We start from the raw sequence: 26937 nt of genomic DNA, 5'->3' as shown, positions 1-26937 counted from the left end.
CATGGCCGAAAACGTATACAGCGAAGTAGAAGAGAAACTTAAGGTTGAAGACTGGCGAGTCGTCTTCAGGCTGTGGAAGTATACGAAGCCCTATGTCGCTATTCTGATTCTCAGTTTGATTTTGATCGGAGCCTCTTCGGTGCTTGATCTCCTTCCACCACTCCTGATGAGAAGAGCAATAGACAACTACATGGACAATCAGTATTCGCTGGTCGTGGTTGAAGAAAACGGTTCCTTTAGCTTCGCTGAATCCGATGAAGGAGTTTTCTATCTCCAACAGGATGAGTCGGGTCTCTACAGTGTGACCGACGGTACGACAAGTTATCCGATAACCGAAGAACAACTCAGAGACTTGAGGGTGCAAGACCTTAACGGGATAGGTCAGATAGCAATCTTCATGATCCTGATCCTCGTTTCGCTTTTCTTCGTCAATTACGGGCAGGTCTATGCAACATCCTACATGGGACAGAAGATAACTCATGGTATCAGGGTGGACCTCTTCCGGCATCTTCTGAGAGTGCCGATGAGGTTTTTTGACACGAATCCCAGCGGAAGATTGGCGACTAGGGTTGCTAACGACACGCAGAATCTTGCCGAGTTCTTTACAAGCGTCATTACGTCGATGGTGAAAGACGTCCTCCTGCTGGGAGGAATCATCATAATAATGCTTAACCTATCTACTTACCTGGGATTGATCACAGTGGCCATTCTTCCGATCATTGCGGGAGCGATCTTCGTTTTCCGTTACTTCGACAGGATAGCCTATAGAAAGGTGAGAACGCGCCTTGCGATAATCAACGCCTTCCTTGCCGAGCATATCTCCGGCATGTCTATCACCCAGGTCTTCAATCAGGAAGTTAGGAAGAAGAGCGAGTTCGATTCGGTTAACAAGAGCCACCTAAAGAGCCTTATGGAACAGCTCTGGGTATTTGCCATTTTCAGACCGCTGTTGGATCTTCTTTATTATGTGACCATAGCTATCGTTATCTGGTTTGGCGTAAAAAGCATTCTGGGAAACACGCTGGCCTTCGGAGTGCTTGTTGCCTTCATTTCGTACATCGATATGTTCTTCCGACCGCTGCATGACATCGCAGAAAAGTACGACATTGTACAGAATGCGCTTGCCTCGGCCGAGAAGATCTTTAAGCTGATGGACGAGAACGAAGAGACATACAATCCCGATAAGGCTGCCACGAAGGCGCTCGAAGGAAGCGTTGAGTTTGAAAATGTGACCTTCGCGTATGACGGTGAGCACAAAGTGTTGAAGGACATCAGCTTTGGGGTGAAACCGAAGGAGAAGATCGCCTTCGTCGGCGAAACTGGAGCCGGCAAGACCTCGATCATCAGCATTCTCACCGGACTGTATAAGATTCAGGCCGGCCAGATAAGGATAGATGGCAAGAACATCTACGACTACAATCTCCAGAGTTTACGTAAGAAGGTTGGAGTTGTACTACAGGATGTCTTCCTCTTCTCAGGAAGTATTCTCGATAATATTCGTCTCTTCGACGAGACGATTTCGAGGGAGAAGGCTATAGAGGCTGCAAAGTACGTCTATGCTCATCACTTCATTGATCGCCTTCCAGATAAATACGATTCAGTAATCCTTGAAAGAGGGGGCACATTGTCTGCCGGAGAGCGACAGCTGATTGCGCTTGCCAGGGCCGTTGCCTTCAATACGGATATTCTTGTTCTCGACGAGGCGACTGCGAATGTCGACACAGAGACAGAGGCTCTAATTCAGAAGGCTATGGAGAGAATTTCAAAAGAGAAGACAATGATCACGATCGCTCACAGGCTCTCCACCATAAGAAATGCAGACAGAATAATGGTGATTCATAAAGGTATGCTTGTAGAGTCGGGAACTCACGATGAGCTCCTCTCAAAGGGAGGAATATACTCGGATCTCCACAGACTGCAGTACGAGCTTGGAGATATCGCTTAGGAGTCTGATCTCTTTTCCTGGTCAGCGCCGTCTTTGGGTTCTTCGGAAGTGTTCTCTTCGATGTCGCTTGTATCCTCCAGAGAGGCAGGCAGGTCGAGCTTCAAAGGCTCGTCCTCAGGTCTTCTCTTTTTAGGCCTGAGTTGAAGCATGGGGAATTCATACGGTCTCGTAGCCATTCTTCTTCCCACAGTAGACATGACGTTGAAGAAGACCTGAGGTACAGTCTTAATCTTTGTCGTCTGCACTCTCTTGAGAAGAAGAAACGCCATGAACCTGAAGAAGGAGCCCAGCAGGAAGATCACCTGAATGCCGTAGAAGTCTACTCCCAGTATCGTCATACTCTTTCCCTTCAAGTACGAAGCGACAAAACCTCCTAGGAGAGAGCCGGCCAAAGCACCCAGACCATTCAAGAATGCCTGAACGGCCACATAGGATTCCACCGAGTGACCCCTGATCATCCCCATCATCATGGTGAAGACACACAGGTTAATTGCACTCCAAACAACTCCCGTTACTACGGCATCGACAGGTATTAGTATAGCAGCCGTCTGAGGGGTGACAAAAATCCACATAAGAGCGAGAATCGTTGCTCCAAGTACTCCAAACTCCGCAACCGACTGGTGTCCTATCTGGTCGGATATCTTGCCCCAAACAACGTACATCATCATGGAGGCAAGTGAGGCGACTATACTCATAACACTCAGATACGAGTAGCTGATCTCGAGGTTCACAAGCTGGTGGTAGGCGTAGAAAGGTCCGGAGATAGTAATTGCAAAATTCCATACTACAGCGAACTTCAAGTACTGCCTGAATCTGAGATTGGCAAAAACTTCCTTGAATACTCTTCCCTGGCCAAACGTCTTCACTGGAGGAGCATAGTGGCTCTTGAGAAGAACAATCGTTATTACTGCAAATACACTTGCCATAGAAGTTACAATGACAAATCCCAAAGAACCCGTATAACGATCCAGTATAAACGAGTACAATGGAGTGATAAGCATTGTGCCCAGAGAGAGAATCAGATTACGTCTACCAAAATATTTGCCTGTCTTTTCGGGATCGATGACGTCTCCCATTATCGAAGCCCAGAAAGTGCCCACAAGAGAGTTACCAAACGCAACTGAAGAAAGGAGAATCAGCAGCAGCGATTGCGATTTGATCCCCAGGGCAAGTGTAACGGGAATAAAGGCAAGTGGTATCCTCCCGATAAGTGCGCTGAAAAGCATCGCCTTTTTCCTGTCCTTGAAAAACTTCATCACGAATGGCGCAAGCAGCTGAACTAGTTGAGCAAGCGTAGGGAGAACTCCAATTATGGCGATTAGCATCTCAGAAGCGCCGTATTCAAGAGCTAGACCGGTTACTATGAAGCCTTGAGTAACCAGAAAGGCCATGTTGAAGAACGACCCCTCGAAGATCGCACGTCTTCTAGTTCTTCTGTATTCCGGTTTGTTATAACCCAGGTAGTCGTCCATTGACTCTCCCGCCAGATCAAAATCAGCTGATTCACTTGAGAGTTTATCATTGAAAGCACCGCGTATGTGGCACTATCCCAAACTCTTTCGTTTCATTTTCTGTACACAGATAGTAAAGGGATGCAAGGCGCCGAGGAACATCGACGCACACAAGGCTGGCGAAGATCACACCGGGTCGCATTGCTGCCTTCGGCAGGAGGCGAGGCCCGAAAGAACATCCGGGGAAGTGATGCGGCGAAGAGCATCGCCGGAAGTGAGGCTCGCTAGCGCGAGGAAGTGATGCCCGGAGAAACGTCCGGGGAAGTGATGACGCTTCGCAGCAGGCCTCTCAGGTCAACCGTCAACGGTCCACCGTCCTCCGAGAAACGCATCAGTTGCAAGTTCCATGATGCAAGTTGAATAAGAAAGGTTATCCGTTATCGGTTCACCGTTCTCCGAGCAGAGCTTCAAGACCTATCAAGCTCTTTGGATGATGATCTTAAGTCCTCCCTTGAGGGAGTAGGGTCACGAAGTGGCGGAGGGTGTCTGTTTCAAAGAAGAGCATGGAGAGCACAAGAGGAGGAGAGAGTACGAGAAACAGGAGAGAGGGAGTTCTCGCCTTCTCGTGAGCGCAGCGAACGTCTCGACAGTGCTCTTTCCTTAAGAAAAAGGTTCTCGGGTTTGCTTTCAACAAAGTCGGCTCTAAACAGCGTTCAGCGGGTCCTTGATCTTAAGCGTATAGCGGCTCTTCACAGCGTTCAGCGGTCTCGGTCTTCTCGGAGGACGGCGGACCGTTGACGGACAACGTTGTTTTGAACAGCGTTCAGCGGGTCCTTGATCTTAAGCGTATAGCGGCTCTTCACAGCGTTCAGCGGGTTCACCGCTTTTAAGCGTTCAGCGGTCTTGGTCTTCTCGGAGGACGGCAGACCGTTGACGGACAACGTTGTTTTTAAGCGTATAGCGGATCTTCAGGGCGAGATCCCGTGCAGGTACCCTGAACAGGTGCACATCAGGGCAGGCTCTACGGGATGACTGTCCTTTCTTGCTTCAGGTCATCCTGGCAATGTTCAGGCCAGGATCTCGATCTTTGAAACAGTTGCAAGTTCCAAGATGCAAGTTGTGAGTTATAAGAACAAGAGCCAATAAACTCTATAAGTCTCTTGAAATGCTCTTCTTGGTCGGAGGACGGCGGACCGTTGACGGACAACGTTGTTTTGAACAGCATTCAGCGGGTCCTTGATCTTAAGCGTATAGCGGCTCTTCACAGCGTTCAGCGGGTTCACCGTTTTTAAGCGTATAGCGGATCTTCAGGGCGAGATCCCGTGCAGGTGCATCACGGGATGACTGTCCTTTCTTGCTTCAGGTCATCCTGGCAATGTTCAGGCCAGGATCTCGATCTTTGAAACAGTTGCAAGTTCCAAGATGCAAGTTGTGAGTTATAAGAACAAGAGCCAATAAACTCTATAAGTCTCTTGAAATGCTCTTCTTGGTCGGAAAACGGCGGACCGTTGACGGACAACGTTGTTTTGAACAGCGTTCAGCGGGTTCACCGCTTTTAAGCGTTCAGCGGTCTCGGTCTTCTCGGAGGACGGCTCTTAAAAGCGAAAAGCGGTTCTTCCAGCTCATAAGCTTCTTTGGCGAGCGATCTTACACAGAGGGTTTGGGGATAGGTTGACTCATGCGATGAATTATATGATCATTACCCACGGTCTATGAACCCGGAAGCTTTCGAACCTGACTTTTACCTTCGGGAAGTCTTCTCCGAGTGTTACAAACTCGGCCGTGCCGTCAGGATTAAGAAGTACGGTGTCTTCACTGAACAGACCGCCTATCCTTGGACAAAGGACATAGCTGGCAGGAGATCTCATCTCAATAGATGAGTTCGGAGCAAATGAAAATCTTTTCTGAATGTAACCTATGCTTCCCCCGGGGCTGAAGTATGTTATCTCATCTACCGCATTAAGAGCAATATATGCGTTTCTAATCTCTTCGTATACTTCGCCCATGCTCTTTGCCCTCATTATCGCAACAGCAGCCTTGGCGGCAACGCCGGAGGCTCTCTCGTGCTTCTCTTCAATTGAGTGAGGCACGGCTCCAAAGTGGAAGTATCTGCTGAGAGAAACGGAAAGTCCTTGCTTCCTTATTGTCGCCCTGAGCATCAAATAGCGGTCTATCTTTTTTGCTGTTGAAACCGGATAAGGAGACTTTGCAATTCTCTCATCGGAAGCTACGCACAGAGTTGGAGCTTCAAGTCCTGACTCGATGAAGATAGCCCTCAATACTTTTTCGATTTCCAGCTCCGCCATACCGGGCTGCAGTTCAGGTGCAAACTCGCACAAGATATTCTCAGTAAGTTTTCCAACTACTCTCAGACGCAATATCTCTCGATCGTCGAGAATCTGCATTTTCTCATAGAAGGATTTGTCCAAAGGAACATAGTTTGAACAGGAGAGGAAAAGTTCGCAATCTACTGCAGTCTTTCTGAACTTTTCACATATTTTGCTTATTGTCTCCCTGTAGTTTTTATATTCGTCGATAGCAAGTATCTCAATCCCCGCCGGAAGAATCTCGTCCTTGATTCTTTCAGCATCGTAACTTGGACTAAGTGCAACTACCATCGATTCCGTGACTAAAAGCCAGAAGGCTCCGAAGTCAGATGAGGTGTCTATTCTCGGATCGACCTCGCCTTTGAAGAACCACTGAATATTCGAGTTTCTTGTCAAGAGGACTGCTTCTACGGAAGCTTCCCCGATGTATTCTCTGACAACTTCGTGTCTAGTCAAACACACCCCTCCAGCTCACTTTAAACCTATTCTATCAGAGGGGACGAAGAATATTCAGCGAATATGCACTGATAGACTTTCATACTTTGGTTCCTTGTTCCGACGGAATTTGTAAGCATTCAAAATAGACTTCCGTTCTTAGTGATATGGTATAATTGCTGTGATTTCTATAGTTGTTGTATAGAGCAGTTCTGCAATGATTGCTATCGATTCCTTATATAGATTATCATGCGAGGAGGGGATAAAATGCAAATTGGTGAGTATGTTAAAAGCGCCGACTGGAAAAGCGAAAAACACGTGCCGGTTATTGACATCCCTGAAGCTATTAAGCCGGGTGAAGCCTTCAATGTAGAGATCACGGTGGGCAAAGAGATTTCTCACCCAAACACTATCGAGCATCACATCAAATGGTTCGATCTGTACGCAATCTATGATGATGGCCAGTTTCTGATTCATCTGGGTCACGTCGAGTTCACTCCTGTAACAACACAGCCTAAGGCAGTTTTCAATGTGAAACTGGAGAAGTCAGGTTCTCTAATCGCCACCTCTTACTGCAATATACATGGTCTCTGGGAGAGCAGTAAGAGAGTTGATTTCTGATTAAGGAGGTTGGCACGATGAAGTACAGATGCACTATCTGCGGTTATATTTACGATCCCGAAATTGGAGACCCCGATAACGGCGTAGATCCCGGGACCACTTTTGAGGATGTTCCAGAGGATTGGGTTTGTCCGCTTTGCGGAGCTAGCAAAGACGACTTCGAACCAGTCGACTGAGATGAGGCGGGAGAATCACTCCCGCTTTTCTTTACCTCAACGGGGGTGTTATTGTGAAAGATTATGTGATAGCCCTTTCCGGCGAAGCCGGGCAGGGGTTGAATACAATTGGCGATATGCTTGCACTAAGTCTCTTCAGAAATGGCTACTGCATCTTCACAGACAAAAGTTACCACTCAAGAATAAGGGGCGGAGAGTACGTCTACAGAATTCGGATCTCAGAGTCTCCTCTTCACTCGATGCGGCAGGAGTTCGATCTAGTAGTTTCTCTTAGCAAGAATACTACGCTTTCACAGCTCGAGTACTTCCACGATGGGACAACTCTTGTGTTCGATTCCGACTCAGATCGTGTAACACAGGAGGATGTCGATTTCAGGCTCAATGTGAAAGACTTTCCCTTCAAATCGATCGCCAAAGAGGCCGGGGAACCAAGAGCTCAGAATGTTGTTGCGCTGGGTGCTATCCTCAGCCTATTCAAAGTAAAAAAGGAGATTTCTTCTCGACTCATCGAAGAGGTCTTCTCCGGAAAGGAAGAGGTAATCAAACCAAATCTCGAAGCGTTGAAGAAAGGTTACGATCTTCCTCTGTCGATAGAGGTACCCGATTTTGACGTCCAGAAGCACGACTACTTTCTGATGAACGGAACTGAAGGCACAGGTTTGGGAGCGATAGCTGCCGGCTGCAGATTCCTCGCTGCATATCCCATGACACCAGGAACGGGAGTCATGACATTCCTTGCCGCAAACGCTGAGAAGCACGGAATTGTTGTTGAACAAGCCGAAGATGAGATTGCTGCAGTGAATATGGTTATCGGTGGCGCATTCGCGGGGGCTCGTTCTCTTGTCACGACTTCAGGAGGCGGTTTTGCGCTCATGCAAGAAGGTGTCTCACTTGCCGCGATGACTGAGACTCCTCTGGTTATAGTCGATGCTCAGCGTCCAGCTCCGGCAACTGGTCTGCCGACGAGGACGGCTCAAGAAGACCTCCTCTTTGTCGTAAACGCCGGACATGGAGAATTTCCGAAGTACGTTGTCGCACCAAGAACCCCCAAAGACGCCTTCGAGTTAACTGAAAAGGCGTTCTTCATTGCCGACAAATATCAGATTCCTGCGATCATTCTACTAACCGAATCGCTCGTAGACTCCTCGGCAACCGTAGAAGCACCTATACACAAAGACGAGTTGCTCGAGAGGTTCATTGTTGAAGGAGACGAAGGATACCGAAGATTTGAGATTACCGATGACGGCATCTCTCCAAGAGCAGTCCCCGGAGGTAAGGCTTTGGTTAGGGTAGACTCCGATGAACATGATGAATATGGATTCATAACCGAGGACCTCAATATAAGGAAGAAGATGGTCGAGAAGAGAATGAGAAAGATTGATACTCTGCTCGGTGAACTTGCCGCTCCCGCCAAGTTCAATCTCGATGCCCCCTTGATTCTAATAAGTTGGGGCGACAGCTGGGGAGCTATCGACGAGTTTACTGTTGGCAGAAAGGATATTGGTTACGTCCACTACACCGAAGTCTTTCCAATCGATCCCGAGATTAAGGAAGAACTGGAAGGGAAGAGACTTGTTTCCGTCGAAGGGAACTTCACGGGGCAGTTTGCCAGTTTACTGAGGTCGAAGACCGGTCTCCCTATTGAGCACATAGGTAGATACGACGGCCGTCCGATCAGCGCAAACTGGATAGAGAAGACGCTCAAAGAGGAGGGGATTATATGAGTTTTTTGAGAGAAGTTGACCCGGCATGGTGTCCCGGATGCGGGAACTTCCCCCTCAGAATGAATCTTGCGAGCACTCTCGAGGAGATGGGGGTAGATAAGTCTCATTTTGTGATGGTAACCGGAATAGGGCAAGCCGCCAAGATGCCTCACTATTTGGATATCAGTTTCTTCAACGGACTGCATGGAAGAAGCCTTCCAGTTGCCTTTGCAATAAAGGCAGTGAATCCGGAACTCACAGTTATTGCCGAGTCTGGAGACGGAGACATGTACGGTGAGGGTGGAAATCATTTCATTCATGGAATTCGAAGGAATTTCGACGTTACTGTTCTGATTCATGACAACCAGATTTATGGCCTCACAAAGGGGCAGGGATCTCCGACTACCGGTAAAGGCCAGAAGACAAGCTCTCAGCTGCAGGGTGTTATGAACGAGCCGTTGAATCCTCTCGCACTGGCGATAACGATGGACGCCGCCTTCGTAGGCAGAACTTTCACTGGTGACAAGGAACACTTCTTCAAGGTCGTTTCTGCTGCGCTCAATCACAAAGGTTTTTCCGTGGTCGATATAATGCAGCCCTGTGTGACTTTCAACAAAGTGAATACGCTCAAGTTTTACAAGGAAAGGCTTTACGACGTGAGTGAAGAGAACGGCAACTACGATCCCACCGATAAGCCAAACGCCTTAAAGAAGGCCCTAGAATGGGGCGAGAAGATTCCTATGGGAGTTTTGTACTTGAACGAAAAGGAGACGTATCACGAACTCCATCCTGTTCTCAAAAAGAAGATCGTTCTGGCAAATGAGAGAAAGCAGATTGATATTTCTGCTGAGATGGAAGCCTTCAGGTAAAGAGCATAGAGACCCAAGTAAATATCGGTGACAGAATCAGGGCCGGAAGAAAGTTTCCGACCTTGATTTCTTTTATTTCAAGCAGTCTGATTCCCAGCCCGAGAAGCATTAGTCCCCCAACACCGGAGAAATCTCCCATGTATTGAGGGGTCTGTAGAAAGCAAAGAACACCTGCAAGAGATACTAGCCCTCCCTGTACAAGGTATACTGCTGCTGCAGAGAGGAGCACACCCTTCCCGAGAGTCGCGGCAAGCATTACAGATGATATCCCGTCCATAAGGGATTTGATGTAAATAAGCTCATTCTCTCCCGAGAGACCTGCACGTAGCGATCCGATAACCGTCACCGGGCCTGCAACGAAGAGAACCGAAGCAGTTATGAATCCCTTGACGAAGTTTGCATCTTCGCTTCTCTTGCCCACAAGCCTCCCTATCTTCTCCTCAATATCAAAGAATTCTCCTACAGCCCCTCCGACAATAAGACTACCGAGCACGACGAGGACGCTGTTGGTATCGAGAAACATGCTAATTCCCAGACCCATTGTCAGGAGTCCTATTACTTGAAAGAAGACCTTTCTATAGCGCTCCTTCAGAAGTTTTCCACCGAAGAGTCCTAACAATGATCCGATGATTACAGCGACGGTATTGACAATGACAGAAATATTCAACATCTCTTATCTCTCCTAATGAATAGAATCAACTCTTCTTCGCTTTGAGGGAAGCGGCGGAAAAGTTTGTAGTAGTTTAGCAGATACCGCTCCTTCTCTTCAAGTCGCTCCCGATGAAGATTAAGGTCAACATAGTCAGCAACAGTAACAAAAAAGTCAATTCTTCCATCTTTGAGATTCATAACATGTGTCGCTAAGTCCATAACCTCTGCCGGCCAGTGGGTCGCCACTACGACCGTCTTGTTTTCACTCTTTTCTACGTTCAAAATCTGCCGTACGGTTGCGACCGCCTTTTCATCTAGGCCGGATGTCGGTTCATCCAACAAGATGATCTCTCTATCGAGCGCGATTATCGAGGCGATTGCGACAAGTCTCTGTTCGCCGCCGGAAAGAGATAGAGGTCTCCTCGTTCCGAACTCGGCAAGATCAAAGCCTATCGATTCGACTATTTCTTCCAGACGTCTGGAAGCATTTCTTCCCGATCTCCTGATACCGAACTCTATCTCCTCTTTCACCGTGGCGTTGAAAAAACAATCCTCGGGATACTGGAAGATCATCGAGGAGATCGAAGAGAGGTCGCGGGATTCGCAATCAATTGTTCCTTCATCGGGTTCGATGAGACCGCAGAGAAGCTGGAGAAGTGTAGTCTTACCGGCACCGGTCCTTCCAGTAAGTATCACGAAGTCTCCCCGCTTCAAATCAAACGAAATCTTCTCAAGAGCCGGAATCCTCGAGTCCTTGCCCGGTCCCCTATAGGCGAATGATGCTTTACGAACCTTCAGCATGACTGGACTATCTCAAAAGGAACCGACATCCCGGCTTCATAGAATACCGAAGGAGTCCTCTTGAGTTCTTCAATACCCCCGTCGAAGAGCTTTCTCCTGTTTCCGATTATCACGAAGCGATCAAAGCCCACGACTTCAGAGAACCTATTAGTTGCGAATAGTAAAGAAGTCTCTGAACCGACAATTTCTGAAACCGTTTGCAGTATACTCTCTCTATCTTGCCTATCCATCATAGAAAGAGGTTCATCAAGCAGCAGAATAGATGGTTCCGAAATCAAGGCGGCAGCAATGGATACGAGCTGACGCTGCCCACCCGAAAGCGTAAGGATGTCTCGATCCAAAATCTCCGTTAAGCCGAATTTCCTGGCAGATTGCTGGATTCTTTCGAAAATTCTGTTCCTGTCCAGTTGCAGAGATTGAAGCGGAAAGGCAAGATTCTCTTCCACGGTCGCGCCAAAAAGTGCAGACTCGGGATTCTGAAAGACCATTCCGATTCCGCCATCTAAAGTAATCTTCCCAGAACTGAATCTTTTCAGGCCGGCAATCGTTCTAAGAAGGGTTGTCTTCCCCGAACCATTTCGTCCAAGAAGCGCTACGCTTTCTGCCTTTGAAACATCGAAAGAAAAGCTTTCCAGGATCTTTCTTCCATCGGCATGCACGGTTACAGCTTCAAGAGACAGAAGAATATCACAGCTTTCTCGAGACATAGACTCTTATACCGCCTGATTTCGTCGTAGTAATAACATTTCCGAAAGTCGTTTTCATTATCCCTTCAAGTCTCGACCCGCCCTTATTATGATAGGCGACTATCTGAAGTCTTCCATTTTCAGTTAAGAATTTCGGCGCTTCACAAATCAGCTTTTCCCAAACCGCTTTACCCGCAGCCATGGGTGGATTAGAGAGAATCGAATCGAATCGAAAACCCTCCCATGGATCGTAGAGGTCGCCTTTGCGGATGTCAGCTAGCAGATTGAAGTCCCTCGCATTGATCTTCGAAAAAGTCACCGCCCTGGTATTAGTGTCACTCATGAAAAGCTTTAGGTCGGGGTTTTCAAGTTTGAGGGTTATTCCTATTGGCCCGTAGCCACAGCCCAAATCCAGAAGATTCTCTTGGCCGTCCAAAACGCAGTTTTCAATCAGTATAAGAGAGGCCCTATCGGCTTTTCCGAAGGCAAAGACGCCATCCGGACTCTTAAAGGAATACGAATGACCGTTCTTCAGCCTGAACGTGGCGGGTTTAACTCTTTCCGGAGCTTCCGTCTGGTCCGTATAATAGTGCCGAAAGTCTTCTCTCATCCAAGTCTGCCCAGCTTTCTTCCTCCGAGTATATGGAAGTGGAGATGCTCGACTTCCTGACCGGAATCGCTGCCTTGATTGACTATGAGCCTGTATCCGCTGCTTTTTATTCCTTTTGACTCGACGATCTCATTCACCAGTGAGAACAGACTCTTGACGGCTACTCCATCACATTCTGCCAGCTCTTCGAGTTTCGCGATATGCCTTCTTGGAACGATTAGAATATGGGCCGGAGCCGAAGGATTGATGTCGTCAAATGCCACGAAAGTTTCGTTCTCTGCAATGTAACTGCTCTTGATTTCTCCGTTGGCGATTTTGCAGAAGATGCAGTCCAATGATCTCACTCCCTATCAATATAGTGATTCTTCATTATCTCTACAAGTAGATCCGCGGACCTTCCCGAAAGATTCGCGAAGTTCCTGTCGAAGTCTCTATTGGACTGTTCGTCAGCTCTGTCGAGAATAGTCTTCAGGACGATAAATCCGCAACCGTTCTCGTAAGCGACTTTTGCGAATGGTGCCGAATCCATGTCAAGTGCAAGTCCTCCATATGAGGAGTGCACTTCATCTCTTATAGATGAGTTTGCAACTACTGCATCGCCGGATAGAATCTTTCCAAACTTTCCTGCCTTGAAATATACTCTGAGGAACCTCATAAGAAGACTGTCCGATGCCTTCATAACCATCTTACCTTCGCTGAGAGGAAAGACTGTGTCGTACTCCTCGAATTCAGTGCCGACTACAACGTCACCAATTTCCACGGACTCATCTATCCCAGCCGCACCCGAAGTAAGGACCGCAAGTCTTGGGCTGAATCGATCTATCATCCTTTGTGTGATCATTGAGACCTCGACTTTGCCCACAAACCCTCCGCAGGCCACGACTTCGTTATTGCCTATTACTCCTCTGCAGTAGTGCCTTCCAAGAATCTCGCCCGATTCGAGGACAAGCATACTGTCCATCACAGGTCTTACTTCTGGAAGAAAGACGCCGAGAGCAAGAATCATGTCAACACCTCCATAGAGGATTATAACAAATAGGGGACCTCCGGTCCCCTATTCTTCTTCGTCGTCCTCGTCCGATATCTCTTTCACGAGTTCAGCCCAGGATTTGTTCACCTCTTCGAACTCCTCATCTTCAACGGAATATAGGTAGGGATTCTCATCGTCATCGTATTCAACTCTAAAAACAATGTACCCATCTTCTTCTCCGGCCAGTGAGACATCCTGTCCTTCTTCATAGAACTCCTCGACGACCCAGTAAAGCTTTCCATCGCTCTCAAGCTCGGCAATTACGTCGAAATGATGTTCTACTCCTTCTTCATCTGTGACCGTAAATCTGTCAAACTCAGCATCCTCTCCATGATCATGATCACAGTCAGGATCTGTACATTCGTCGCAGTCATGCATTTCAAGTTCTTCTCTTTCTTCCATCATAAACCTCCATTATTTCGCGATTCGGTTCATACTAACATAGTAACGTTGAAGACGCAACTTGATGACCGATGAATAATCGTATACACTGTATCTGGAGTGTGAAGGCAGTGCTTGAAATCGAGAGAAAGTTCCTCTTTGGAAAAGATTTGCCAGTAGAAATTATCGAAGAGGCAGAAAGACACCAGTTGATTATTCAGTGGTATCTAGAGCATCCCGATAGGCGGAGAATAAGACTCGGAGTTGATGAATCTGAGATTTTTCTAATTGAGACCGTGAAATCTGGGAGCGGTCTCGTTAGAGAAGAGGAGGAAAAGTATCTCGATCCTGCCAAGATCACCGAGATAGCTGAACAACTCAAAACATCCAGGGCAGTTATTAAATCGAGGCATATTTTTGCTCGCATGCAAGTTGAGGGTGTAATTGACTGGTATCTTCTTCCCCAGATGGGGTATGTTTTTGAAGTTGAAACGTCCAGTCCATTTGTGAGACTTCCCGATCCATGGGAATACTGGATGCAGCCGCAAGAAGGGTTTAGAGAAGTCACCGAAGAACCATATTACACAGCTAGATCTCTCGCAGTGGTTGTTCACGACATTGAAAACATCTTTCCTATGAGTTTGCCACTGATTAGCAAAAAACAGATGAAAAAATTTGAGATGCTCCTGAAACTGATCTACTAGAGCCCTAGCCCTTATCTATTTGAAGTGCAGAAGTAAGCAGTTCCAGATAGCTCTTATCGCTGTTCATTGTACGGAGGGACAGATCCACGACGAAAACTCCATGCACTGAAATCTTCTTCCCCTTTGAATCTTTGTAGCCAGCTCCATCATGAATAGCGAAGAATCTCCCGTTGTCCTGACCGAGATAGATCAGCGTATGGCCCGGCATATACAGTGGATTTCCGGGTCTTAGGGACCGCAACTGAATCTTCCTTTCTTCTGAATTTCCCTCGAAGAGAATTTTGTTCTTGGATCCCAGCATTTCCTGAGCCCAAGCATCTCTGGGAAGTACGAGACCAAAAGAGGCGAAGATATCCTGAACGAATCTCGAACAGTCCCTCCTGTTGTAGAGGCCTCCCCAGCCGTAACGCTCGCCGAGCATCTTGAAGGCTTGATTTAATATCTCCCTGCCGGTGAGCTTCAAGTTCCCGATTCTTACATCTTCGCTCATTCTCACAAGGCCTTTTCGAAAACTCAGCGAGCCCAACCTCTCTCTTGCAGGAATCTTGACTGTGAAACAACCAAATGGTCCTTGCGCATGGAGATTCTCGCTTTCTTCGGGATCCTCAAGAGGGAGTTTGTCTCCCATTTGCAGAAACAAACCCGAAGAATTTAGTTCAAAGGGGTCAGGCTCGATCTCTACTCTGCTGCCAGTTGCAAGGAGGAAGTTACTCGACCGGTAGAAGTTCTGTACAGAGAGCCTGCTTTCCGTAACGGCAGAATCATTTGCCTTCAGCCAGCCTCTGTAACCTGGGGTTTGAACGAAAAGCCACGAAGTGTCCCTGCTGCGCGCTAGAACCACAAATGGTGTCCCAAGGCTTACAGAAGTCAACTGGAGGCGGTCATTGTCGATATACTCGTCGCAGGAAATGAAATCTGTGGGAAGCGCTCTCAGATGAGTCCTCCGAGTCACGATGCCAAACTTCTCGGCAATATCCTGATCAAGGATAGCGGTAGCATTGTCAACGATGTCTCCGCGAATTCCCGAAGGGACAATCTCTCCTTCATTGCTCAAAAGAGGAGTTTGCATGAAGTGCTCGGGAATTGAACCGTTGATCATTGCTCTTACTTCATCAAACACAAGTCTCAAAGGAAAGTTTTCGAGCTTACAGGCAAATGCAGCGCGACCAGAAGCTTCAGCGCGTGAGATAACCGATCCGTTGAAAGCATGAATCTCATCCTCACTCAGCCACTCTTCATCTGGATCTGTCATCTTCTCGCACCAGAAGTTCGATTGCTGCATCTCTTTTGAAACGTTCTCCGGAAAGACCATGTACCGCTCAGAAGCCTTCTTCATCTTCGAAAACACCCCTTCCCGCTGCCTATTTGATTGCTCCCACTGTAATTCCTTGCAGGAAGTACCTCTGGAAGGCAAGGAAAACAATGATCATAGGAATTGCCGAGTAAGTAGCACTGGCCATTAGATACGAATACTGCATTGGAACCTGTTCCTGCAAGAGAGAGAGTCCTGCCTGAAGAGTTCTCATCTCCGAAGTGTTAGTAACAATCAGCGGCCAGAGAAAACTGTTCCACTGCCCCATGAAAGTGAAAATCCCCAGCACCGCCATTGCAGGCTTTGAAATAGGCACGATTATCTTCGTGAATGTCCTGAATTCGCTTGCACCATCGATTCTCGCCGCCTCGATGATCTCGGTTGGAACAGAGACCATAAACTGTCTCATCAGAAATACTCCGAAAGGAGCAGCAATCGCAGGCAAGATCAGCGCCTGATATGTGTCTACCATACCCATTTTCGAGATCAGGATGTATAGAGGCACAAGTGTTACCTGCGTAGGTATCATCATCGATGCAATGTATATAGAGAAGATCACTTTGCTTCCTGGGAATTTCTTCTTTGCAAGGGCGTAACCGGCCATGGCACAAACAAAGATCTGAGCAAGTGTGACCGTACCCGCAACTATGAAGCTGTTCAGAGTCCATCTGAATATTATCTTCCTTTCGAAAAGGTCCTTGAAGTTCTGGAGAGTAGGATTCTTTGGTATGATATCCGGAGGGAACTTCATGGTCAAAGATGGCTGAGTAAAGGCAGTGGCCACCATCCAGTATAGAGGAATGAAGGCGAGGGAAGCGAGTACTCCGAGAATCACCAAAGAGATCGCCTTTTTTATATTAGTCTTGGTCTTTGCTTTCATAACCGATCACCTCAATACTCCACATTGGATCCCAGCCACTTGAACTGGATTATTCCAAGTACAACCAGGATTGCGAACATAACCATTGACATTGCAGAAGCAAGCCCAAGGTTATAGTTCTTGAAGGCAGTTTCATAAATCAAATAGGCAATTGTCGTTGTTGAGAACTCTGGACCACCGCTTGTCATAATGTAGATATTCGAAAAGGTCTGAAAGTTCGCGATCGTTCCCATAACGAGAGCATAGAGGATAGTTGGCTTCAACAAAGGCACCGTGATCTTTCTGAAGACCGTCCATGAGCCTGCGCCTTCCAGTGTGGCAGCCTCAAAGTAGTATTCGGGGATCGATGCCATCGCTGCCGAAAGAAGAACTATAGTCGAACCTCCCCCCATTATTACCTGCATAATTATCAGCGATGGCATTGCCGTCAAGGACCTTCCAAGCCATACTACCGGTTCCAGCCCGAGAACGGTCATAAAATAGTTCAGAAGTCCGAAGTTCGGATTGAAAACCCATAGCCAGATCATTGAAATGATGACGGTAGAAGTTACATGCGGCAGATAGAAGGCCGCTTTGAAAAAAGTTCTTATGCCTTTTCTGAACGGGTAGATGAGCACTGTAACAAGCAAAGCCTTTCCGAGCCATAGAGGAACAACACCGAATGTGTAAAAAAAGGTATTCTTAAGAGATTTCAGAAAGAGCCAATCGCTCAGAATGCGTTTATAGTTGTCGAACCAGATAAATGTCTGTGAGAAGACGTTGTACTTGAACATACTGAGGTACATGCCCCAGCCAACCGGTACAAGAAAGAATACTGCAAACAGGGCAAAATGCGGAAGAATGAAGAGATATCCCGATCTACCCCTCCACACGTCGTTCAAGGTAGTTTTCCGTCTTATTGGTTTAACTGGAATCTGCTCCAAATCGATCACCCCATTAAACGGGAACAGCCCCGTGCCCTCAGGGGCGGGGGGCTGTTCCCTTCAACTCATCTGCTCAAAAATAGTAAGAGAGCGCCCGGTTCGCCTCGGTCACAAAACTATCGAGGGCCTCCTGAGCGGTCTTTGTCTTACCAAAGGCTCCCTGCATAGAACTGGTGAAGAACTTGGATATCTCCGACCAAGGGAAGCTCTGAGAACCAAAGAAGTCCATACCTGTCTCATCCATTATTCTTGCAAAAGTCTGAGCCTGTTCGTTGAGATAGTCGTCGTTCTGGAAGAGTATCGCATTAACGGACTTTCTCGCCGTAAGATAAGTCAAGCTTTCCAGCAGCGCCGTGTTCTCCTTGTTTGTCAGGAATTTCGCAAACTCCATTACGGCGTCCCTCTTTGCTTTGTCGTTCTGCTTGAAGACAACAAAGCCGCTGGCAGTAGCGTATGACGCACCCTTCTTTCCTTCAACGTGAGGGAATGGGGCAATTACCGGATAGAATGACTCTGTGAGCTGACCGGATTTTACGTATCGTGTGATTCTACCGATCTCGTAAGGACCGCCAAATCCGATGCTCGTTCTGTGAGAATGGAAGTTACCTATAACATCATATACTCCCATCGCTTCAACGGCACTAGGAGCGACCTTGTGTACTTCAACTAGATCGAGAAGGAACTGAAGACCTGCAACTGCCTCAGGAGTATTGAAAGTAACCTTCGTCTCATCTTCATTAGTCAGTTTCGCTCCATGTGCATAGATGAAATTCATAAGGTTGTGCGTGTCCTGCGCTCCGAAGCTGATTGCATAATGGTCAATCTTGCCGTCGCCGTCGGAATCCCATGTAAGCTTCTTGGCGATTTCGACAAACTCTTCCATTGTCCAGCCCTCTTCTACTATCTTTCGCCAGTCGACGCCGGCCTTCTCGAAATCGGGAGTGTAGAGAAGCATGCTGGTTCCCATGCCATTCGTCCCGAGGTTCCATGGCCAGATGTAGTGCTTACCGTCGACATAACCTGTCTCGAGAGCAAGATCGTAGAAGTCTTCAAGGTCTTCGGGAGAGATGTAATCATCGATCGGCTCGAGCAGTCCCGCTCCTACCCATCTGTTGTCCCAAACGGGGCCTTTGAAGATGTCGGGCTGAGTTCCGGTCGCGATGGCCGCAGCCATCTTCTGTGAATACTCCGTGTTTCCGACAACTACGTACTTAACCTCAACGTCCGGATGAAGTCTCATGAACTCCTCGGCAGCCCACTTCGGGAAGTCCTCTTCCGTCGGAGCCTTATCGGCCGGGAAGCCTGGAGGTGCAATTCTCCACGGGTTGATCCACCAGGTGATTGTGATCTTCCCGAGCGCAGAAATTGGAACAGCGAGCATCAACAATACAAGAAGAATAACGCTAAGCCTTTTCATAAAAACACCCCTTTCGATGTGAAGTTAACTCAAAGGTACTCCTTGAGTCTTTCTCGTAGACTCGATGGATCTGTGAATTGAAAAGCGATAATTCCCATATCTGCCGCCGCTTTCACATTTCTTGCCGTATCATCTGTGAAGAAAGCCTCCTCAGGCCCGCAATCCTCTTCATGAAGAATATGTCTGTAGAATCGTCTATCGGGTTTCGCAAACCCAATAATGTGCGAGGCGTAGACCCTGTCAAAGATGTTGTAATCGCCTCTTGACCTATGTACCTCGTAATGTGGTTCAATTGTGTTTGTTCCGGCAATCACTCTATATCTCTTACGCAACTGCTTAATTATTTCTATGGTCTCTTCAACTGGGGTGGGCTTGAAGAACATCTCCCAGATATTCCCCGGAACCGGTCTGCCCAGCTTTCTGGAGAGAGAAAAAACAAACTCCCCAACAGTTATCCTTCCGGTCTGCAAGGCAGTAAGGTTTTCCGTCTCGGCAATTTCGACGAAATCGTGTTCAGAAATCCCCAAGAAGTTTCTAATAGCTGGAACTACGCTGGTATTATCGGCTATTACTCCTCCCACATCGAAAACAAAAAGCTTCAAGACGACCTCCCGGTAATGTCTTTACAAGAGTACAACGAATGGACATTAACAGCAGAAAATGGCTATAACTCCCATTCGTAACAACCCTAAAAAAGAAGATACCAAAGTGTACTTTAATATAATACTATTTTGAGGGACGAGAAATCAAGTTTTCGCGTCGATGGCGACTGGAGAAGGGCGCAAAAAGCAAAGGGCTTTGGTTATAATCAAGATGAATCAACATTTTACGGAGGTGTTTCTTGAACCCTTTAATCTACAACCTCGGTCGATGCGGTCTCTTTGATGGGATAACAGTGGGACAGCTTGAGAGGATATTTGGTTGTGTGAGACACAGAGTAACCTTCTTCCTGCAAGGGGAGTTGATCGAAGAACAGAATGCTCTCTGCGATGAAATGTTGATACTTCTTCAGGGTAGTACCAAAGCTCAAATGCAAGATTTCTCAGGGAAAGCAATAACCATAGAAACGATGGAAGCACCCTCAATTCTTGCATCTGGCTTTCTCTTCGCCACAAAGAACGTAATACCGGTCGACATAGTCTCAACCGACAAGAGCGCTGTTCTGTACATTGAAAGGGATGGAATAATCTGGCTCTGTAGAGAGTATGAGGTTTTTCTGAGAAACCTGCTGAGAGACATGGGGGACAGACTCACCACACTGGCTGAGAAAATCTGGATGCTGTCTCTCAACACGCTTAACCAACGGCTCGCTAATTTCCTTCTGAGACAAAGCGAAGACCTGGGTAACGAGTTTGAGCTGAAGAGCACTAAAGAAGAGCTTGCCGATGCTCTGGGAGTTGCCCGTCCATCTCTTTCGAGAGTATTCGCCAGTTTTGTCGGTGAGAATATAATCAGACAGGAAGGCAAACTGATCAAGATATTGGATAGAGAAGCTCTGAAGAGAATCACGGGCGCTGTTTGAGGAGCTGTTCGATTTACCAAGCGGTTGAAGCAGTATCAGTTATGCTCTTTCCGCATTTTTAGGATCGCAGATCTAACTCGTAGCGTTCTGGGCCTGGAGTTTCCTTAAGGTCGATCGATGTTTCTAACATGATTTCATTCTGATAGTATTGATGTGTCAAGAGGAGGCGGTGTTATGGAAATAGGGATTTTTGGTCTGCCATTGAGTGGAAAGAGTACACTGTTCACCCTCCTAACCGGTGTTGAACCCCATTCAAGTCACAAAAACGAGGCCCATACAGCTGTTGCTAAAGTCCACGATAGGAGAGTAGACGAGCTTTCGAAGATCTTCAATCCGAAGAAGACTGTATATGCAACCGTTTCATTTACGGACATTCCTGGATACGACCTTTCCTCCAACCAGAAGGAAAAGAATCGAGTTCTCCAGTTCATACAGAACTCTGAAGCGGTTCTTGCAGTAGTAAGGGCGTTCAAGGACGCCTCAGTTCCCTGGCCAACCGAAGCCTACACACCTGTCAAGCAGCTGGAGACCATAGTGACAGAGCTTCTGGTTCGTGATATGGAGGTAGTTGAAAACCGGCTCGCAAGGCTTGAAGAAGCAAAAAAGAAACGAAAACTTTCAACAGAAGAGGAAAGAGAGATAGAACTTCTTCACCTGATCGAAAAGGGCTTTGAAGACAACAGCTTTGCCTCCCAAATCGATTTTGCAGAGGAAGACCTGAAGTTGCTCGGTTCGCTCGCCCTCTTCACAGCCAAGCCTATCATCGTTGCAATAAATCTCGATGAAAATCAGTTCTCCTCGGGTGAATATCCAGAGAGAGATTTGCTGCTCTCGAGAATAGACGAGAGTGGATTCGCGCACATAGAACTCTCTGGAAAGATTGAAGCAGAACTTGTGGAACTTTCAGATGAGGACAGGGAGATGTTCATGGAGGAACTCGGAATCTCCGAAAGTGGTATAGAAAGGCTTTCGAGAGTCGTGTATCGACACATGGGACTTATTTCCTTCTTGACCGTCGGCGAAGACGAGGTGAGAGCCTGGACCATAAAGAAGAACACCCCTGCAAAAGCTGCGGCTGGAAAGATACACACAGATCTCGAAAGAAGCTTCATAAGGGCGGAAGTGATACCATACGAGGAATTCATGACAGTGAGGAGTATGCAGGAAGCGAAGTCCAGGGGCATGGTTAAGGTTGTTGGAAAAGAGGAGATAGTCAAGGATGGTGACATCTTCCATGTCCTGGCCAATGCCTGATTTCACCTCTCTGAAGCTTGTAGATACTCACGCTCACATTTCCTTTTCTCAGTTCGACCATGACAGAGGAAGGATAATCGACCAGATAGAAGAGGACACCATCTCTCTTCTTATAGAGGTTGGAACCAATGTAAAGGACTCTCGAAGGGCGTCCGACACCGTGTGCGGTTTAAAGAACGCTTTTTTCTCCGCCGGGGTCCATCCCCACGACAGCAGCGAGCTCGATGAACAGGGAGTGCTTACACTTGAAAAACTCCTCTCTCATCCTAAGGCCGTCGCTCTAGGAGAAATGGGCCTCGACTACTTCAGAAACCTGTCTCCAGTCGATGCGCAGATCAACGCCTTCGAAATACAGCTAGAGCTTGCATCGAAACTGGGAAAGCCCGTAATTATTCACGTGCGCGATGCATACAACGAAGCCTACGAGATAATAAAGTCAACAGGATACTTCAACGGAGTAATTCATGCCTTTTCCGGTGATCTCGAGTTTGCCAGGAAGTTTGTCGATCTAGGCCTGTTCTTGGGAATAGGTGGACCGGTGACGTATAAGAAGAACGATGAACTAAGAAGAGTTGCGAGAGAGATTCCCCTTGAGAGGCTTCTCTGCGAGACAGACTGTCCGTATCTTCCACCGGTTCCCTTAAGAGGAAAGCGGAATGAGCCATACTACGTGGGGTATGTTATCGAAGAGATAGCCGCTCAGAAGAATATTCCGGCTGTAGACTGTTCCGTAAAGCTTTTCGAGAACGCTCTCGAGCTTTTCTCACTAAAATCATAGGGAGGTACTATGGGAAGACTCGAAGAGTTCAGGCGTTTCCGAGAGAAAATGAATAACAGAATTCTAGAAACTGGTAATATTGAGACGAAGCGTTTTTTCTCGCTCGATGGAGCCGTTTACAAAGACGGGGCTCTCGATTCGAAAACGAAAGAGCTTATGGGATTGGTCGCTTCTGCAGTACTCAGGTGCGATGACTGCATTGCGTATCATATAATCCAGTGTAAAGCTACCGGTTCAAGTCGTGAAGAGATTATGGAGGCGCTCAATGTCGCACTAGTAGTCGGAGGCTCAATCGTCATACCACATTTTCGCAGGGCAGTTGAGCTGCTAGACGAACTGGAGGCAGAGTAATGCCCGGAAGACTGTTCTTATTCGATGGAACCGCGATTTTCTACCGCGGTTATTATGGAATTGATGTCACCCTCACTAATTCGAAGGGAGAGCCGACCAATGCTCTCTTCGGAACGGCCAGGATGCTTTCGAAGTTCACGAAAGAGAGAATGAAGGAAGGCGACTACGCAATCTTCGCCTTTGACAGAAAAGAAGAGACGAAGCGTCACAAGGCATACGAGGCCTACAAAGCTACAAGAGAAGCGATGCCTGATGCTCTTGTTGCACAGTTGAGGGATATTCCCGAGCTCGTCGAAGCGTTCGGAATCAAGTTCCTTTCGATTGCCGGGCTTGAGGCCGATGATATAGTTGCAACAGCGGCAAAACGTTATAGAAATGACGTCGACGAAGTGCTGGTCATTACGGGAGACAAGGATCTTCTTCAGCTTGTAGATGATAAGATACGCATTTTGCGTTTCGTTACAGGCCTTACCGATCTCGAGCTTTATGACAAGAAGAGAGTGCTGTCGAAGTTCGAACTCGAGCCAGAGAGGCTTCACGCCCTTCTATCTCTTGCAGGGGATTCATCCGACAACATCCCCGGGATTCCGGGAATCGGAATAAAGACTGCTCAGAAGCTTCTGAAGGAGTATGGCGATATCGACGGCATTTACGAGAACATAAGACAGTTGAGTCCGGGACTTAGGAAGAAGCTAATTGACGGGCGAAACTCGCTGGAATTGTCGATGGAACTCGTCAGACTCTTAGATGATGAAGACTTGAAGATCACTCTGGATGATATAAAATACCAAGGCTACAGAAAGAGTGATCTTCGGAAAGTTCTGCTCAAGTTGGAGTTCTCCTCGATAATCAATGAGTATAGTCTGATCGATGAAGCAGATGACTCGCTTTTGGATATAGACGGATACAGACTCTTGAAGAGCGAAAAGGAGCTCGAAAAGCTGTTTGCCAGGATGCGCGAAAATCCTCTGTTCGCGATTGACCTCGAGACTTCCTCGCTGGATCCTCATTCAGCCGAGATAGTAGGCATTTCTGTCTCTTTTGAGGAAGGGACCGGGTACTATATACCAATCGCTCACAAGTCAAATGAATGGCAGGCTGACAAAGATAAGGTTCTCGAGAGACTAAAAGAGCTGCTCGAAGACGAAGCGACGAAAGTGATCGGTCAAAATCTGAAGTTCGACTATTCGGTACTGTCGGTAAACGGCATTCATCCGGTCGACCCTGAGTTTGATACTATGATTGCAGCTTATCTGCTCTCTCCGGATACAAAACGCTTTAATCTTGACGAACTGGCGCTGAAGTTTCTTGGATACAAGACGATCAAATTCGAAGACCTTATGAAGAGGAACCAGTTGGGCACTGATTTTTCAAAAGTGCCGCTGGAAGAGGCGGCACGTTATTCTGTTGAAGATGCAGACATCTCTCTGAGGCTTTCTGGTGTTTTGAGAAAGAAGATATACGAACAGGAGCTCGAGGAGATTCTCAGAGACATAGAGTTGGCTTTGATTCCTGTGCTTGCCGATCTAGAATTGAACGGAGTGTACTTCGACATTCCCTCGCTCAACGGCCTGTCAAAGAAGTACGGAAAGATTCTTGACAAGATTCTTGAAGATCTCTTCACTTTGACCGGGGAGCAGTTCAATCCTAACTCTCCTTCTCAAGTGGGTCGTGTCCTTTTCGACAGACTGGGACTCGCTCCTTCGAAGAAGACCAAGAGCGGCTCTTATTCAACAAGCGCGTACGCTCTTGAAGAGCTCGCAGGGGAACACCCGGCGGTTCAGAAGCTTCTTGACTACAGGAAGTACCAGAAGCTGAAGGGAACGTATCTCGATTCGCTTCCTGCTCTTGTGAACAGCGTGACGGGAAGAATACACACAAGTTACCATCAGACGGGAACGGGAACGGGAAGGCTTTCAAGCAGTAATCCAAATATGCAGAATCTTCCAATAAGAGATGAAGAGGGAAAGGAAATAAGAAAGTGCGTTGTTCCCCAGAAGAAAGGCTGGAAAATAGTCAGCGCAGACTATTCTCAGATTGAGCTCAGAATTCTCGCACATCTTAGCCAGGATGAGCAATTGCTAGATGCCTTCAAGAACGAGAGAGATGTTCACAGCCTCACTGCTTCAAATCTTTATGGAGTCAAGGGAAGCGATGTAACAGAAGAGCAGAGGAGAATAGGAAAAATGGTGAACTTCTCGATAATTTACGGCATCTCTTCTTACGGACTTGCAAATAGGCTGAAGATCCCTTCCAATGTCGCCGAGGAAATGATTTCCAATTACTTCAAAGCCTATCCACAGGTAAGGTCCTTCATTTCCAATACCATCTCTGAGGCCAAAGAGAAGGGCTTTGTCAGAACTATGTTTGGAAGAAGGCGAGAGATACCGCAGTTTAAGACTAGGAATCGAAACGTCATTCAGGAAGGCGAGAGAATTGCCATTAACACTCCTATTCAAGGAACAGCTGCAGATATAATGAAGATGGCTATGATAAAGATCTATAAGCTTCTCAACGAAAACAGCATGGAGAGCTTTGCCATTCTTCAGGTCCACGATGAGATGGTTTATGAAGCTCCCGAAAGTGAGCTTGATAGACTCAAAGAGATTCTGAAGGAGGGAATGTCAAAAGTTGTAACTTTGAGTGTTCCTCTGGATATCGAAATCTCTGTAGGTGACTACTGGTGTTGATAAGGAGAGCAAATACAGTTGAAGGATAAGAGAAGTAAGATCGACTGGACGGCTCTCTCATCGCTCTATCAGTTTGCAGTTATTGTAATTGCTAATATAATGGTCTCAGGAGGTATTGGCTACCTTTTTCATAAGTACGTCGGAATGAATAGACTCTGGATTTCGTTTTTCATGCTTTTCGGAGCTTTTTCAGGCATATATAATGGGATTAGATATTTGATGAAAGAGGCAGAGAGATATGACAGAAACAAGGACAATGATGATCAAGACATCGATAATACTGGCAGTCCTGGCAATGGTTGAAAGCGCCGTCCTTGCATTAACACCTCTGGGCGAGTCAGAACTGGGTGTCTTCTACGGAACATTGTTTGCCATGATCGGTTTGCTCCTGCTAAACTATGATGCACACACTCTAATCAGGGAAAAGAAGAGGGTTCCCGCTGGCTTTATTGCAAGATACGTGCTGTACGGTATCTGTTTTGCAACTGCAGCCACCATCTCCCTCGAGTTTTTTCTTGGAAGCTTTCTCGGAGTGATGAATCTGAAAATCGCCGCAATTGCTTTTGGGGGGTGGCTCTGTGAAACTTAATCTCACTAAGTCTGACAAGATCTTCCTCGGGGTTGTCTTTGGCGGATATGTTGCAGTGATTATCTATATAGTTGCCACGGGCTACAAGTTCCAGCTTGAAGGCGTTGGGCAGCGATGGATATATCAACTGCCGTTTGGAGAAGGGCCGCTCAGCAGGATCAATCCACTAACAATAATCATGACGTGGGTGGTAATGGGGATAGTGATCTTCATGGCAACCAGGGTGAAGGTTTTCAAGCTCGTGCCCGGCAAAAAGCAAAGTCTTCTGGAGGCGTTGCTCGACTATATCTACGATCTCGTGAAGGATTCAGTTTCGAGAAAGGAGTTTGTGAGGCCGATATTCGATATTGCAGCCTCTCTGTTTCTGTTCGTAATCGTCTCAAACTTCATCGGAAGCTTCCCTGGAATAAACGCCATTCCTCTCGAAAGTGGAGGAGTGAAGTTCACAATTCTTTCAGACAGCTGGTACGCTCCTACCTCGGATCTGAACATGAATCTTATGCTCGCCTTCTTCGTTTTTGTCATGAGTCACGTCTACGCGATAAAAGTGAAAGGGTGGAAGAGTTGGGGAAAGAGTTTCTTTGAACCAATATGGTGGATGTTTCCCATTAACATCATCGGAGAAATCGCAAAACCATTATCACATGCTTTGAGGCTTTTCGGAAACATCATGGGCGGATCGATACTGATACTTATTCTTGGCTATCTTGTGAAGTACTTTGTTTTGCCTGCAGCTCTGTGGGGTATTTTCGGACTCTTCTTCGGGGCGATCCAGGCGCTTATCTTCACAATACTCGCAATTGCATATATTAGCTCATTAATAGAGTAAGG

General features: G+C 47.1%; 28 protein-coding genes. 14 read left to right on the top strand and 14 right to left on the bottom strand.

All coding sequences use genetic code 11. From position 1 onward, the window contains the following. Position 1: 1 nt before the first annotated feature. The gene (locus Q502_RS05305) at positions 2-1945 is read left to right on the top strand and encodes an ABC transporter ATP-binding protein (RefSeq protein WP_099830769.1); all 1944 of its coding nucleotides are present in this window, start codon (positions 2-4) and stop codon (positions 1943-1945) included. On the opposite strand, the gene Q502_RS05300 is transcribed toward Q502_RS05305, so the two are convergent. Together Q502_RS05300 and Q502_RS05295 are read right to left on the bottom strand one after the other, a co-directional pair. Further along, positions 1942-3417, bottom strand: a complete 1476-nt coding sequence (locus Q502_RS05300; protein WP_099830768.1) for an MFS transporter — start codon at positions 3415-3417, stop codon at positions 1942-1944. The two genes, Q502_RS05305 and Q502_RS05300, sit on opposite strands and share 4 nt — an antisense overlap. A gap of 1667 nt (positions 3418-5084) precedes the next feature. Further along, entirely contained in the window at positions 5085-6185 is a 1101-nt protein-coding gene (locus Q502_RS05295) for a Xaa-Pro peptidase family protein (protein ID WP_243392429.1), read from the bottom strand. A 240-nt stretch (positions 6186-6425) separates the two neighbouring features. Here Q502_RS05295 and Q502_RS05290 point away from each other — a divergent pair, with 240 nt between their 5' ends. Genes Q502_RS05290 through Q502_RS05275 form a run of 4 tightly spaced genes read left to right on the top strand, consistent with a single transcriptional unit; the run spans position 6426 to position 9527 of the window. Continuing rightward, a complete protein-coding gene (locus tag Q502_RS05290; protein ID WP_099830766.1) occupies positions 6426-6779 on the top strand; it encodes a class II SORL domain-containing protein in 354 nt (117 codons plus the stop codon). A 17-nt stretch (positions 6780-6796) separates the two neighbouring features. Next, positions 6797-6955, top strand: coding sequence for a rubredoxin (gene rd, locus Q502_RS05285; RefSeq protein ID WP_099830765.1), 159 nt, complete (start codon positions 6797-6799; stop codon positions 6953-6955). Between the two features lie 53 nt (positions 6956-7008). Continuing rightward, complete coding sequence (locus tag Q502_RS05280; protein WP_099830764.1) at positions 7009-8679, top strand: 2-oxoacid:acceptor oxidoreductase subunit alpha; 1671 nt, start codon at positions 7009-7011, stop codon at positions 8677-8679. After that, complete coding sequence (locus Q502_RS05275; RefSeq protein ID WP_099830763.1) at positions 8676-9527, top strand: thiamine pyrophosphate-dependent enzyme; 852 nt, start codon at positions 8676-8678, stop codon at positions 9525-9527. Before Q502_RS05280 ends, Q502_RS05275 begins: the two co-directional genes overlap by 4 nt. On the opposite strand, the gene Q502_RS05270 is transcribed toward Q502_RS05275, so the two are convergent. Genes Q502_RS05270 through Q502_RS05240 form a run of 7 tightly spaced genes read right to left on the bottom strand, consistent with a single transcriptional unit; the run spans position 9520 to position 13707 of the window. Continuing rightward, positions 9520-10197 carry a DUF554 domain-containing protein gene (locus Q502_RS05270; protein WP_099830762.1) on the bottom strand — a complete coding sequence of 226 codons (678 nt, stop codon included), beginning with the start codon at positions 10195-10197 and terminating at the stop codon, positions 9520-9522. The two genes, Q502_RS05275 and Q502_RS05270, sit on opposite strands and share 8 nt — an antisense overlap. Continuing rightward, positions 10191-10979 carry an energy-coupling factor ABC transporter ATP-binding protein gene (locus Q502_RS05265; protein ID WP_099830761.1) on the bottom strand — a complete coding sequence of 263 codons (789 nt, stop codon included), beginning with the start codon at positions 10977-10979 and terminating at the stop codon, positions 10191-10193. Before Q502_RS05265 ends, Q502_RS05270 begins: the two co-directional genes overlap by 7 nt. After that, a complete protein-coding gene (locus Q502_RS05260) occupies positions 10973-11686 on the bottom strand; it encodes an energy-coupling factor ABC transporter ATP-binding protein (protein WP_099830760.1) in 714 nt (237 codons plus the stop codon). The genes Q502_RS05265 and Q502_RS05260 overlap by 7 nt, the downstream gene beginning before the upstream one ends. Further along, entirely contained in the window at positions 11667-12275 is a 609-nt protein-coding gene (locus tag Q502_RS05255) for a class I SAM-dependent methyltransferase (protein WP_099830759.1), read from the bottom strand. The genes Q502_RS05260 and Q502_RS05255 overlap by 20 nt, the downstream gene beginning before the upstream one ends. Further along, positions 12272-12619 carry a histidine triad nucleotide-binding protein gene (locus Q502_RS05250; protein WP_243392428.1) on the bottom strand — a complete coding sequence of 116 codons (348 nt, stop codon included), beginning with the start codon at positions 12617-12619 and terminating at the stop codon, positions 12272-12274. Before Q502_RS05250 ends, Q502_RS05255 begins: the two co-directional genes overlap by 4 nt. After that, positions 12616-13281 carry a 5'-methylthioadenosine/S-adenosylhomocysteine nucleosidase gene (locus Q502_RS05245; protein ID WP_099830757.1) on the bottom strand — a complete coding sequence of 222 codons (666 nt, stop codon included), beginning with the start codon at positions 13279-13281 and terminating at the stop codon, positions 12616-12618. Before Q502_RS05245 ends, Q502_RS05250 begins: the two co-directional genes overlap by 4 nt. Before the next feature lie 48 nt (positions 13282-13329). Continuing rightward, positions 13330-13707 (bottom strand): DUF1292 domain-containing protein, encoded by a 378-nt coding sequence (locus Q502_RS05240; RefSeq protein ID WP_099830756.1) that lies wholly within the window; start codon positions 13705-13707, stop codon positions 13330-13332. A gap of 101 nt (positions 13708-13808) precedes the next feature. Between Q502_RS05240 and Q502_RS05235 the strand changes: the two genes are divergently transcribed. Further along, positions 13809-14390, top strand: coding sequence for a hypothetical protein (locus Q502_RS05235; RefSeq protein ID WP_258553705.1), 582 nt, complete (start codon positions 13809-13811; stop codon positions 14388-14390). A 4-nt stretch (positions 14391-14394) separates the two neighbouring features. On the opposite strand, the gene Q502_RS05230 is transcribed toward Q502_RS05235, so the two are convergent. From Q502_RS05230 to Q502_RS05210, 5 genes are all read right to left on the bottom strand, one after another. After that, complete coding sequence (locus Q502_RS05230) at positions 14395-15726, bottom strand: SH3 domain-containing protein (protein WP_099830754.1); 1332 nt, start codon at positions 15724-15726, stop codon at positions 14395-14397. 25 nt (positions 15727-15751) lie between these two features. Continuing rightward, positions 15752-16582, bottom strand: a complete 831-nt coding sequence (locus tag Q502_RS05225) for a carbohydrate ABC transporter permease (protein ID WP_099830753.1) — start codon at positions 16580-16582, stop codon at positions 15752-15754. A gap of 11 nt (positions 16583-16593) precedes the next feature. Continuing rightward, complete coding sequence (locus Q502_RS05220; RefSeq protein WP_243392427.1) at positions 16594-17514, bottom strand: carbohydrate ABC transporter permease; 921 nt, start codon at positions 17512-17514, stop codon at positions 16594-16596. 64 nt (positions 17515-17578) lie between these two features. Beyond that, positions 17579-18922 carry a sugar ABC transporter substrate-binding protein gene (locus tag Q502_RS05215; RefSeq protein ID WP_099830751.1) on the bottom strand — a complete coding sequence of 448 codons (1344 nt, stop codon included), beginning with the start codon at positions 18920-18922 and terminating at the stop codon, positions 17579-17581. A 29-nt stretch (positions 18923-18951) separates the two neighbouring features. Next, positions 18952-19524 (bottom strand): HAD family phosphatase, encoded by a 573-nt coding sequence (locus Q502_RS05210; RefSeq protein WP_099830750.1) that lies wholly within the window; start codon positions 19522-19524, stop codon positions 18952-18954. 239 nt (positions 19525-19763) lie between these two features. On the opposite strand from Q502_RS05210, the gene Q502_RS05205 reads away from it, so the two are divergent. The 8 genes from Q502_RS05205 (at position 19764) to atpB (ending at position 26935) form a co-directional block, all read left to right on the top strand. Then, positions 19764-20444 (top strand): Crp/Fnr family transcriptional regulator, encoded by a 681-nt coding sequence (locus Q502_RS05205; protein ID WP_099830749.1) that lies wholly within the window; start codon positions 19764-19766, stop codon positions 20442-20444. Between the two features lie 174 nt (positions 20445-20618). Then, a complete protein-coding gene (locus Q502_RS05200; protein ID WP_099830748.1) occupies positions 20619-21698 on the top strand; it encodes a DUF933 domain-containing protein in 1080 nt (359 codons plus the stop codon). Next, positions 21664-22476, top strand: a complete 813-nt coding sequence (locus Q502_RS05195; RefSeq protein WP_243392426.1) for a TatD family hydrolase — start codon at positions 21664-21666, stop codon at positions 22474-22476. Before Q502_RS05200 ends, Q502_RS05195 begins: the two co-directional genes overlap by 35 nt. 9 nt (positions 22477-22485) lie before the next feature. Next, complete coding sequence (locus tag Q502_RS05190; protein WP_099830747.1) at positions 22486-22827, top strand: carboxymuconolactone decarboxylase family protein; 342 nt, start codon at positions 22486-22488, stop codon at positions 22825-22827. Further along, complete coding sequence (gene polA, locus Q502_RS05185; protein ID WP_099830746.1) at positions 22827-25517, top strand: DNA polymerase I; 2691 nt, start codon at positions 22827-22829, stop codon at positions 25515-25517. The genes Q502_RS05190 and polA overlap by 1 nt, the downstream gene beginning before the upstream one ends. A gap of 18 nt (positions 25518-25535) precedes the next feature. Then, entirely contained in the window at positions 25536-25820 is a 285-nt protein-coding gene (locus tag Q502_RS05180; RefSeq protein ID WP_243392425.1) for an AtpZ/AtpI family protein, read from the top strand. After that, on the top strand, positions 25756-26106 hold the full coding sequence (locus tag Q502_RS05175) for a hypothetical protein (protein WP_099830745.1): 351 nt from the start codon (positions 25756-25758) through the stop codon (positions 26104-26106). The genes Q502_RS05180 and Q502_RS05175 overlap by 65 nt, the downstream gene beginning before the upstream one ends. Continuing rightward, positions 26096-26935 (top strand): F0F1 ATP synthase subunit A, encoded by an 840-nt coding sequence (gene atpB / locus Q502_RS05170; RefSeq protein ID WP_099830744.1) that lies wholly within the window; start codon positions 26096-26098, stop codon positions 26933-26935. Before Q502_RS05175 ends, atpB begins: the two co-directional genes overlap by 11 nt. The last annotated feature ends 2 nt before the right edge of the window (positions 26936-26937 follow it).

Source organism: Mesotoga sp. Brook.08.YT.4.2.5.2., from assembly GCF_003351125.1.
In the GTDB taxonomy this organism is placed as follows: domain Bacteria; phylum Thermotogota; class Thermotogae; order Petrotogales; family Kosmotogaceae; genus Mesotoga.
This window is presented reverse-complemented; position numbering and strand designations above follow the sequence as displayed.